This is a genomic window from Actinomyces sp. oral taxon 849 str. F0330, from assembly GCF_000239715.1.
Classification (GTDB): domain Bacteria; phylum Actinomycetota; class Actinomycetes; order Actinomycetales; family Actinomycetaceae; genus Actinomyces; species Actinomyces johnsonii.
On sequence record NZ_JH470349.1, the window covers coordinates 208,317 to 218,120 of the forward strand.

10 protein-coding genes are annotated in these 9,804 nt (G+C 68.7%); 8 read left to right on the plus strand and 2 right to left on the minus strand.

From position 1 onward, the window contains the following. The 8 genes from HMPREF0975_RS02915 to HMPREF0975_RS02950 all read left to right on the plus strand — a co-directional run. The coding region (locus HMPREF0975_RS02915) for a fluoride efflux transporter FluC (RefSeq protein WP_009232635.1) at nucleotides 1-484 on the plus strand (484 nt) is incomplete at its 5' end. Nucleotides 485-764: 280 nt separating this feature from the next. Further along, nucleotides 765-1,616 carry a DsbA family protein gene (locus HMPREF0975_RS02920; protein ID WP_009232636.1) on the plus strand — a complete coding sequence of 284 codons (852 nt, stop codon included), beginning with the start codon at nucleotides 765-767 and terminating at the stop codon, nucleotides 1,614-1,616. A gap of 155 nt (nucleotides 1,617-1,771) precedes the next feature. Next, on the plus strand, nucleotides 1,772-2,719 hold the full coding sequence (locus HMPREF0975_RS02925) for an ROK family protein (RefSeq protein WP_009232637.1): 948 nt from the start codon (nucleotides 1,772-1,774) through the stop codon (nucleotides 2,717-2,719). Between the two features lie 194 nt (nucleotides 2,720-2,913). Then, nucleotides 2,914-3,948, plus strand: a complete 1,035-nt coding sequence (locus HMPREF0975_RS02930; protein WP_009232638.1) for an ABC transporter substrate-binding protein — start codon at nucleotides 2,914-2,916, stop codon at nucleotides 3,946-3,948. 13 nt (nucleotides 3,949-3,961) lie between these two features. Beyond that, entirely contained in the window at nucleotides 3,962-5,005 is a 1,044-nt protein-coding gene (locus HMPREF0975_RS02935) for a FecCD family ABC transporter permease (RefSeq protein WP_232212443.1), read from the plus strand. Continuing rightward, nucleotides 5,002-6,090, plus strand: a complete 1,089-nt coding sequence (locus HMPREF0975_RS02940; RefSeq protein ID WP_009232640.1) for a FecCD family ABC transporter permease — start codon at nucleotides 5,002-5,004, stop codon at nucleotides 6,088-6,090. The genes HMPREF0975_RS02935 and HMPREF0975_RS02940 overlap by 4 nt, the downstream gene beginning before the upstream one ends. Then, nucleotides 6,087-6,929, plus strand: coding sequence for an ABC transporter ATP-binding protein (locus tag HMPREF0975_RS02945; RefSeq protein ID WP_009232641.1), 843 nt, complete (start codon nucleotides 6,087-6,089; stop codon nucleotides 6,927-6,929). Before HMPREF0975_RS02940 ends, HMPREF0975_RS02945 begins: the two co-directional genes overlap by 4 nt. A gap of 15 nt (nucleotides 6,930-6,944) precedes the next feature. Then, nucleotides 6,945-7,892: a siderophore-interacting protein gene (locus HMPREF0975_RS02950; RefSeq protein ID WP_009232642.1), complete on the plus strand. Its 948-nt coding sequence runs from the start codon at nucleotides 6,945-6,947 to the stop codon at nucleotides 7,890-7,892. A gap of 186 nt (nucleotides 7,893-8,078) precedes the next feature. Here the strand turns inward: HMPREF0975_RS02950 and HMPREF0975_RS02955 are convergent, their stop codons facing one another. Then, nucleotides 8,079-9,383 carry an AI-2E family transporter gene (locus tag HMPREF0975_RS02955; RefSeq protein ID WP_009232643.1) on the minus strand — a complete coding sequence of 435 codons (1,305 nt, stop codon included), beginning with the start codon at nucleotides 9,381-9,383 and terminating at the stop codon, nucleotides 8,079-8,081. 104 nt (nucleotides 9,384-9,487) lie between these two features. After that, a partial coding sequence (locus tag HMPREF0975_RS02960) for an alpha/beta fold hydrolase (RefSeq protein ID WP_009232644.1) occupies nucleotides 9,488-9,804 on the minus strand: 317 nt, incomplete at its 5' end.

Consider the following 9,804-nt stretch of genomic DNA (forward strand, 5'->3'; position numbering starts at 1 on the left):
GAGCGCGACCGGAGCCACCGGGCTGCTGGGATGGCTCGCCGTCTGGCTGCCCCTGGCGCTGGCCGGAGGCGCGGGGGCCGCCTGCCGCTGGGGCGTGGACGCCTGCGTGAACCGGCTCAGCGGCCGAGTGAGCCAGGCCATCTCGGCAAACGCCTCCACACGACGTCGTTCCAAGGGTACTCAGGCGCGGCGGATGCCCTGGGGCACCGTCGTGGTCAATGTGACGGCCTGCTTCCTCATGGGACTGCTCGTGGGATCGGCGGGCAGCGCGCCGGATCCCGGATCCTGGGTGGCCGCGGCGGTTCGCGTGCTGGGGACCGGGTTCTTGGGCGGGTACTCCACGTTCTCCACGGCCTGCGTCGAAGGGGCGCGACTGCTGCTGGCGGGCCGGTGGGGGCCGGCTCTTGCCCACGCCGCCCTCATGACGGCAGCCACACTGGGCGCCGTCGGACTCGGTCTGTCCGCGGGGGCGGCCCTGCACTAGGGCTGCACTGATCCGGGTCCCGACTCTATTTCGACCGATTCTTCATAGACGACACGTATACGTGTCGTCTATGAAGAATCGGTCGAAGTGCGTGCGACAACGTCGGTCCAACGCCGATGACCTTCGGTGACATTCGTGAACGCGCCGTAAGCGGCCCGTGAGCGCCTTGTGAGGTTGAGGGCGCGGCTGAGACACCCCCGAGACGGCTGTGACGAACTGTGCTCTCACTAGACTTACCAGGCGTATTGCGGGACGGCGCTCCTCTGAGAGACTCCCTGCCATGAGTGTTCAGCCGCCTTCTACGACGCCTACCCCTTCGAAGGGGAATCGCACCGTCGTGGTCGTCCTCCTGGCCATCGCCGTCGTCCTGGCCGTCATCGCCGCGCTGCTGCTGCAGGACGTCGCCTCCCGGCACCACCGAGGCGCCGCCGGCTCCCAGACAGCCACATCCACCACCGCCTCGACCGGCACCGGCCATTCGGCCACGGCGGTCCCCGAGCCCACGCCGGCTCCGCCGGTAGCCGACCAGCAGACCCTGGAGATCATCCACTCCGAGACCCACCGCGACCCCGCCGACGCCCAGGCCAAGGGCAAGGTCGACGCCCCGGTCGTCATGGTCGTCTACTCCGACTTCGCCTGCCCCTACTGCACCCAGTTCGCTCAGAACGTCGAGCCCGAACTCGCCGACCTGGTGGACCAGGGAACCCTGCGGATCGAGTGGCGCGACCTGGCCCAGATCAGCCCCACCTCGCCCCTGGCCGCCCAGGCCGGCCGGGCCGCGGCCAAACAGGGCAAGTTCTGGGAGTTCCACGACGCCGTCTACGCCGCCGCCAACCCCCAGGACCACCCGGAGTACACCGAGGACTCGCTGGTCGCCTTCGCCCAGAAGGCCGGGGTGGCCGACATCGCGCAATTCCGCACCGACATGGCGTCGGAGGAGACCGCCACCGCCGTCACCGAGGCCAAGAACCACGCCCACTCGATCGGCATCACGGGCACCCCGTTCATGATCGTGGGCGAGACCTTCATCAGCGGCTACAAGGACGCCGACTATATGAAGGCCGTCATCAACAGCCAGGCTGCCAAGGCCAAGACCTCCAAGAGCTCTGCTGCGCCGACCGCATCGCACTGACGACTCGTCGGTTCCTCGTCCCCGACTCGCCACCATGGCGGGCCGGGGACGTTATTCTTCCCCTATTCAACTCATTCTCAACGCATCGGTCCGCTGGACGGTCAGCAACCCGATTAGCAACGTAGACAACGGTCGTTTTCACAAGGAGCGAGAGCATGGCACTGAGCATTGGCGTGGACGTCGGAGGAACGAAGATCGCGGCCGGCGTCGTCGACGACGACGGGCAGGTCCTGCAGACGGTTCGGCGCGACTCGCCCGCCGTCAACCGCCAGGCCATTGTTGACACGATCACCACGGTGGTGAGGCGCCTGCACGAGGACTTCCCAGACGCGGCCACCGTGGGCATCGGGGCGGCCGGGATGGTGTCCTCCGACCGCAACACGATGGCGCACGGCACCAACCTGGACTGGACCGGGATGCGGATCGGCGACGTCATCTCCGAGGGCGTGGGCCTGCCGGTCGTCGTCGAGAACGACGCCAACGCATTCGGTTGGGCCGAGGCCCGCTTCGGGGCGGCCCGGGGCAAGCGCAACGCCCTCATCGTGGCCATCGGTACCGGCGTGGGCGGGGCGATCATCGTCGACGGGCACCTCCTGCGCGGGGCGGCCGGATTCGGCGGGGAGATCGGGCACATCAACGTCGTCCCCGGCGGACGCCCCTGCGGATGTGGACTGCGAGGCTGCCTGGAGCGTTACAGCGCCGGCACGGCCCTGGGGGTCAACGGCTGGGAGCTGGCGCAGTTCCGGCCGGCCTACGCGGCCCGCATCATCGAGCTCTCCGGCGGCAACCCGGAGCACATCTCGGGCAAGGCCGTCACCGCCGCGGCCCGCGAGGGCGACCCGGCCGCCCTGGAGTGCTACGAGCAGCTCACCCACTGGCTGGGGGTGGGGCTGGCGGACATGTGCGCGCTGCTGGACCCCGAGGTCATCGTCATCGCCGGCGGCCTGGCCGAGGCCGGCGACATCCTGCTGACTCCCGCCCGCGAGGCCTTCACCGCCAACCTCACGGCCGGTACCCACCGGCCCGCCATTCCGGTGGTCTTGGCCGAGGGAGGTCAGGAGGCCGGGCTCGTCGGTGCCGCCGACCTCGCCCGCCAGCCCTGAACCACCCGGGCACCATTCTCGGGTCGGCCTGGAAACCTGAAGCCATCCGGGCTCTTACGGGAACCTCGCGAGATGACGCGCCGTCAGCGTGCGCTATTGCACCGACCCACCTGTTGTTAGGTATGGCTTACCTCGGTTAGCGTCAGCCTGTTCGACCGATCTCTCCTGATCGGCTCTACCAGAGAAGAGGCCTCGTGACCGTCTCACGCAAGTCATTCATCCTTGGCACCGCGTCCCTGTCCACTACCACTCTCCTGGCGGCCTGCGGCCGCTCCAAGAGCGCATCGTCCATCACCTCCGGCAAGACCATTTCGATCAAGCACGTCTACGGCACCACCGAGGTTCCCGCAGACGCCACCAAGGTCGCCACCGTTGCCTGGGCCAACCAGGACGTCCTCCTGGCGCTGGGCATCATGCCGCTGGGCTTCTCCAAGCAGACCTGGGGAGTGACCGACGGCTCCGGCATGCTGCCCTGGACCAAGGAGAAGGTCGACGAGCTGACCGCTAACGGTGCCGCCCAGCCCAAGCTCTTCGACGACGACGGTGGCGTCAAGATCAACCCCCAAGCCGTTAACGCCACCAAGCCCGAGGTCATCCTGGCTGTCTACTCCGGCATGTCCAAGGAGGAGTACGAGACGCTGAGCAAGATCGCCCCCACCGTGGCCTACCCGAAGGTCGCCTGGGGCACACCCTGGCGCGAGACTATCGCGATCAACGCCACAGCCGTCGGCAAAAAGACCGAGGGCGACACGCTTGTGGCTGACCTGGAGAAGCAGGTGGCCGATGCCGTCGCCAAGCACCCGCAGATCAAGGGCAAGGCCGCTACCTTCTGCTACACCGCCGAAGGCGATGCGACCAAGTTCGGCTACTACACCACCGCCGACCCTCGTACCGCCTTCCTGTCCGACCTGGGGATGAAGGTGCCGGCCTCCGTGGAGAAGGCCTCCAAGGAGAACGCCTCGGCCTTCAATGTGGACATCTCCACCGAGAACGCAGACTCGCTCAACGACTTCGACCTCATCGTCATGTACGGCACCGAGTCCGACCTGGCAGCCATGCAGGCCAACAGCCTCCTGAGCCAGGTGCGCGCCATCAAGAACGGCGCAGTCGCCTTCGTGGGCAATAGCGATCCGATGGCTGCCTCCACCAACCCCGGCCCGCTGTCGATCCCGTGGGGCATCGAGAAGTACGTGGGGCTCATCGCCACCGCGGCGGGCAAGGTGAAGTGAGTACCAGGGCCCGGTGAGTACCTCAACAGCGACAACCGATCCAAGCACTGGCGTCAGCAGGCAGGTGCGCCGGTGCCTGGCCGCCCTGATCCTTCTGACGGCGCTCGCCGTCACCGCTGCCCTGTGCTCAATCGCCTTCGGTACTCGGGTCGTGGGGATTGGAGAGATCGTCGGAGGCCTGTCCGGCTCGCGCACCGACATCGGCGCGCTGGTGGTCGCCGAGCGCCTGCCGCGCACCGCCGTCGCCCTTGTGGCCGGGGCAGCCCTCGGGGTCTCCGGCGCCCTCATGCAGGCGGTGACCCGCAACCCCATCGCCGACCCCGGGATCCTCGGCGTCAACACCGGTGCCTCGCTGGCGATTCTCATCGGTGTCGCCTTCCTCGACATCTCGGGGGCCTCACAGTTCCTGTGGTTCGCCCTCATCGGGGCGACCCTGACGGCGGTGTTCGTCTACGCCGTCGGCTCCCTGGGTCCGGGCGGTCCAACGCCGGTCAAGCTCGCCCTAGCAGGTGTGGCCACGAGCGCCGCCCTGTCCTGCGCCATCAGCGCCGTCATGCTTCCGCGCGCTCAGGGCCTCGACGACTACCGCTTCTGGCAGATGGGTTCCCTGGGGCGCGGCAACTGGAGCTCCCTGACGACGATCGCCCCCTTCCTGGCCGTGGCTACCGTCCTGGCGCTTCTGGTCGCAGGCCCTCTCAACTCACTGGCGCTGGGCGAGGAGATGGCCATCGGGCTGGGCGTCAACGTCACCCGTACGCGCCTGGCGGCGGCGAGCGCCGGCGTGCTGCTGTGCTCGGCGGTGACCGCCGTCATTGGCCCCATCGGGTTCGTCGGACTCATGGTCCCCCACACGGTGCGCATGCTCTGCGGCCCCGATCACCGCTGGCTGCTGCCGCTATCCGCCCTGTGCGGAGCCGACCTGCTGACCCTGTCCGATGTCGTCGGGCGGGTCGTCTCCCGCCCCTCGGCCGCGTTGCCGGTGGCGGTGGTGACCGCCTTCATCGGCGCCCCCATCCTCATCATGATCGTCCGTGGAACGAAGGTGCGCGAGCTATGAGCACCCCGAGCATCACCGAGGCCACCACCAGCGCTCCCAATATCCAGTCTCCGCATCCGGGCTTCTCCATCGCCGGTCGCCGACGCCGCACCCTCCGCTTTGCAGCCGTCACCATCGCCCTGGCTCTGACAGCCGCAGCGCTGTGGGTGGCCATGATCCTGGTCGGCGAGACCTGGTACAGCCCGGATGAGGTGCTTGCGGTGCTCTCCGGCGACATCGTGCCGGGAGCCTCCTTCGACGTCGGAGAGATCCGACTGCCCCGGGCGATCATCGGGCTGCTGGCCGGGATGGCCTTCGGAATGGCCGGAACGACCTCCCAGACAATGCTTCGCAACCAGCTGGCCAGCCCCGACATTATCGGCATCACCTCGGGCGCCTCGGCCTCGGCGGTCTTCGCCATCCTGGTGCTGGGCTGGTCTCCCGCCGGCATCGGCGTCAACATCCTGGCCATCGCCTGCGGTCTGGGCACCGCGCTCACCATCTTCCTACTCTCCGGTCAGGGGCGCTCCCAGGGCGGGCGGCTCATTCTTATCGGCATCGGCGTCTCAGCGATGTTCACCTCCCTCATCTCCTATCTCCAGCTTCAGGGCAACGTGTACAAGGCCATCGAGGCGATGCGCTGGCTGAGCGGCTCACTGGACTCGGTCAGCTGGAACCAGGTGCCGGTGCTGGCTGCGGCGATGGCGGTGTGCGGGGCACTGCTGCTCGTCATCGGCCGTGACCTGGGGCCCCTGATCCTGGGCGAGGAGACCGCCACCGGACTGGGCGTGCCCGTGGACCGGGCCCGCCTGGCGCTTGTCATCACGATGGTGGCGCTGTCGGCCTTCGCCACGGCGGCCACCGGTCCCATCGCCTTCGTCTCCTTCCTGGCCGGGCCAATGGCGGCCAGGCTCATCGGGCAGACCGACCGCAGCCTGTTGGTGCCAGCGGCACTCATGGGCGCGGTCATCGTGCTGGGATGCGATCTGGTAGCCCAGTGCTTTCTGTCCGCCGCACTGCCCGTGGGCGTGGTCACCGGCCTCATGGGCGCCCCTTACCTCATCAGCCAGCTCATCCGCATCAACAGACAGGGCGCCTCGGCATGACCTCCTCTGCGACCTCCACCCCCTCCCCGGTCCCCGAGCTCGCCACACAGGGCCTGCGTTCCGGATACGGTCGGCACATCGTCGTCGACGGCGTGGACGCGACGATCCCCAGCGGCAGAATCACCGTCATCGTGGGGGCAAACGCCTGTGGGAAGTCAACGCTTCTCAAGACCATGGCCCGGATCCTGGCGCCGACGTCGGGCCAGGTCCTGCTCGACGGCGAGCCCATCGACCAGATCCCCACCCGAAGGCTGGCAACGCGACTCGGTCTGCTACCCCAGCAGCCGATCGCACCTGAGGGGATCGCTGTGGCCGACCTCGTGGGGCGTGGGCGCCACCCACACCAGTCCATGTTCCGCTCCACGGGCGCCGAGGACCGTCGGATCGTAGAGGAGTCGTTGCTGGCGACCCGCACCGCCGAACTGGCCGACCGATCCATCGACGAGCTCTCCGGCGGTCAACGCCAGCGCGTGTGGATCGCCATGGCACTGGCCCAGCGCACACCGGTGCTGCTGCTGGACGAGCCCACGACCTTCCTGGACCTCACCCACCAAGTGGAGGTCCTCGATCTGCTCACCGACCTCAACCGCGAGCGCGGCACCACCGTGGTCATGGTGCTGCACGACATCAACCTGTCGGCCCGCTACGCCGACCACATCATCGCTATGCGCGCCGGCAAGGTTGTGGCCGCGGGACCACCGCAGGAGGTGATCGACGCGGACCTGGTGGCGACAGTCTTCGACCTGGACTCCGACGTCATCACCGACCCGGTCTCCGGCACCCCCCTCATCCTGCCCAAGGGCCGCCACCACGTACGCGAGGCCTCACACGGCAGCTGACCCAAAGGAGCATCAATGAGCCCAGCCAGACCGTCCGCCTCACCGACATCTCCGTTCCGCTTCTTCCATGTCACGGTGGCGGCAGTCCGCGACGTGACGCCGTCCATGCGGCGCTTCACCTTCATCGGGGATGATCTGGTCCACTACGCCGACCCGGGCTGGGACCAGCGGATCAAGCTGGTGCTGCCGGCGCCGGCGTCGGGTTACGAGCAGCTACCCGACGGCGAGGACTGGTACGGCCGGTTGATGAAGCTGCCCGAGGAGCACCGGTGCCCGATCCGCACCTACACGACGCGCACGGTTCGCTACGAGGCGGAGGGTCCGGACGGAACGCGTGCGGAGGTGGACGTCGACATGGTGGTGCACGACCCGCTCGGCCCGGCCTCTCGGTGGATCCTTGAGGCCGAGGCCGGTACCGAGGCGGTCCTGCTGGGGCCGAACCGGCAGTGGGACGGCGACGCCGGTGGCGTGGACTTCGTGCCGCCGCAAGTGACTGAGCGCTACCTGCTGGGCGGGGACGAGACGGCGGCACCCGCGATCGCCCGGATCCTGGAGGACCTGCCCGCGAGCGCGCGGGGAGTCGCCGTCGTCGAGATGCCCGGTGACGTGGATGCCCCTTACCTGCCCACGCACCCCGGGATCGAGGTGCGGGTGGCTGGGCGCAACGGCCGCTCGCACGGGGAGCTGCTCGTCGAGGGTGTACGCCGGGCCGCCGAGGAGCTGTGTCCGGTAGGGGTGCCGCAGGAGGTCGAGGAGATCGACGTCGACCGTGAGCTGCTGTGGGACGTGCCGCGTCACGCCAAGGGCGGGGACGCACTCAAGCGCACCACCCTGTACGCGTGGCTCGCCGGGGAGGCGGCTGCGGTGCGGACGATGCGTCGCCACCTGGTCAGCGAACGTGGCATCGACCGGCGCTCTGTGGCCTTCATGGGCTACTGGCGCCAGGGCCGCGCCGAGGCCTGAGCCCGAGGGCTTCCGCACCGGCCAGCTGAACGGCAGATCGCGTCATCGAGAACGTACTTTCCGCGCAAGAACTGCATTGTCCCGCAGATGACTGGGGGTGGACCTCAGTCGTCTGCGGGAGAAGTACGTTCTCGCGTCGAAGCGCAGTCGCCGATTCCCAGGGGCGCCCAGCTCGTCCTTAGGCGGTCAGTCCGCCTGGGAGCGTTGACGGCTGCCGGATGGCACGGAGCCGTCGACGTCTTCGGCGCTGTCGGCACTCTTGGCCGTTGCCTCAACCTTCTCAGCCTTGTCGGCGAGCCGCTCAACAACCGGCCGTCCGTGGTCGGGATCCGCCTCGCCGACGCCGTCGCCGTCAAGGTCGAGCTGGTCGAGCTCGTCGAGCACGTCCTCATCCAGCTCATCGGGGTCACGCACGGGCGAGTCGCCGGCGGACAGGAAGATCCCCACCCAGCGCGAGCGGGGGTCGGAGTCGATGAGGAGGGCCTTGACGAACAGCGTCAGCGGCACCGCCAGGATGGTCCCCAGCGCCCCGATGACGGTGGACCAGAACAGCAGGCACAGGAACGTCGTCGTCGTGTTGAGTCCCACCGCGTCCCCGGTGAACTTGGGCTGGATGAGGGACTGGATGACGAAGTTGGCCGCCACGTAGGACAGGACCACCCACAGTGCGGTCCAGGGCCCGGAGTCCACCAGCCCCAGGACCGCCGGCGGGACCACGCCCAGGACGAAGCCGATGTTCGGGATGTAGTTGGTGATGAAGGAGACCACGCCCCAGGTGATGGCCATCGGTACGTCCAGGTACCACAGGGTCAGCACATTGATGACGGCCACGATGAGGCCGAAGACCGTCGAGACCATCCAGTAGGAGCGCACCGCCTCGCAGAAGGAGACGAGGGCGGAGGCCATGCCCGGCTTGAGGACGCCCAGGGCCGCGGCGCGGATCTCGATCTTGGCGGTGTCGAACATGAGGAAGACGACCACCATCGCCATGACGCCGAGCATCGCGCTGGCCGAGGTCAGCTGCCCCAGGATCGTCTGCGCCATCGTGACGAGCCGGGAGGTGTCCAGGACATTGGTGACCTCCTTGAGCACCGTGGACTGGTCGACCCCCATGCCGTTGAGCTGGGTCTCGGCCTGGCGCCAGATCGCCTGGAACTTGGGGGCGTACTGCGGGAGGGTGTCGACGAGCTGAGCCACCGCGACGGCCAGGGCCGCGAACAGCAGGACGACGAAGGCGAAGATGAGCAGGATCGCCGCCGTTGCCGCGAGTACGCGAGGCACATGACGGCGCGTCATCCAGGACACCAGCGGCCGGACCGTCACCACGAGGGTGAGGGCGAAGAAGGCCGGGGCGAAGAGGTCCTTGATGAGGTAGAGCCCCACCGCCCCGATCGTCAGCGCCGCCAGGAGGTAGGCGATGGTCTCCCCCTGCGAGCGCTCCCCGGGAACGGGTGCGGATGCCTTCCGGGCCTTCTCGGACACAGCTGCCATGCCCGCATCCTCCCACGGGCCGGCGTCGGCCCGACGGCGCGACCCCTGCGCGCCGTGGGAGTTCTCCGTCTCTCCCGGGGCTCCGGCGCCGGCGCACCGCGGGCTCAGCCCACCGGTAGGACTTCACTCAGCCACTCGTCGACGGCGCGGTAGAAGGTCTTCGGGGCGCTGCGGCGCACCTGGTGGCCGGCGCCGGGGACGAGGACCGGGGAGACGCGGGGATTGCGAGCGGCGGTCTCCAGGCCCTCGCGGCCCACGCGGGCACTGCCGGGCCGGTCACCGGTGAGCAGCAGGGCGGGGACGTCGAGAGCGGCCATCGCCTCGTCCCAGGGGACCTCGGGGGTAACGACGCCGGAGAGCAGCAGGCCCGGGTCGGTGCGCTGAGAGGCCCACACGCCCGGGAGGGCCTCGACGTCGGGCA

What these genes read in the sequence shown, in the direction of transcription:
- HMPREF0975_RS02920 (WP_009232636.1), top strand. Translation starts at nt 765, where the DNA reads ATGAGTGTTCAGCCGCCTTCTACGACGCCTACCCCTTCGAAGGGGAAT.
- HMPREF0975_RS02955 (WP_009232643.1), bottom strand. Translation starts at nt 9,383, where the DNA reads ATGGCAGCTGTGTCCGAGAAGGCCCGGAAGGCATCCGCACCCGTTCCC.
- HMPREF0975_RS02945 (WP_009232641.1), top strand. Translation starts at nt 6,087, where the DNA reads ATGACCTCCTCTGCGACCTCCACCCCCTCCCCGGTCCCCGAGCTCGCC.
- HMPREF0975_RS02925 (WP_009232637.1), top strand. Translation starts at nt 1,772, where the DNA reads ATGGCACTGAGCATTGGCGTGGACGTCGGAGGAACGAAGATCGCGGCC.
- HMPREF0975_RS02950 (WP_009232642.1), top strand. Translation starts at nt 6,945, where the DNA reads ATGAGCCCAGCCAGACCGTCCGCCTCACCGACATCTCCGTTCCGCTTC.
- HMPREF0975_RS02940 (WP_009232640.1), top strand. Translation starts at nt 5,002, where the DNA reads ATGAGCACCCCGAGCATCACCGAGGCCACCACCAGCGCTCCCAATATC.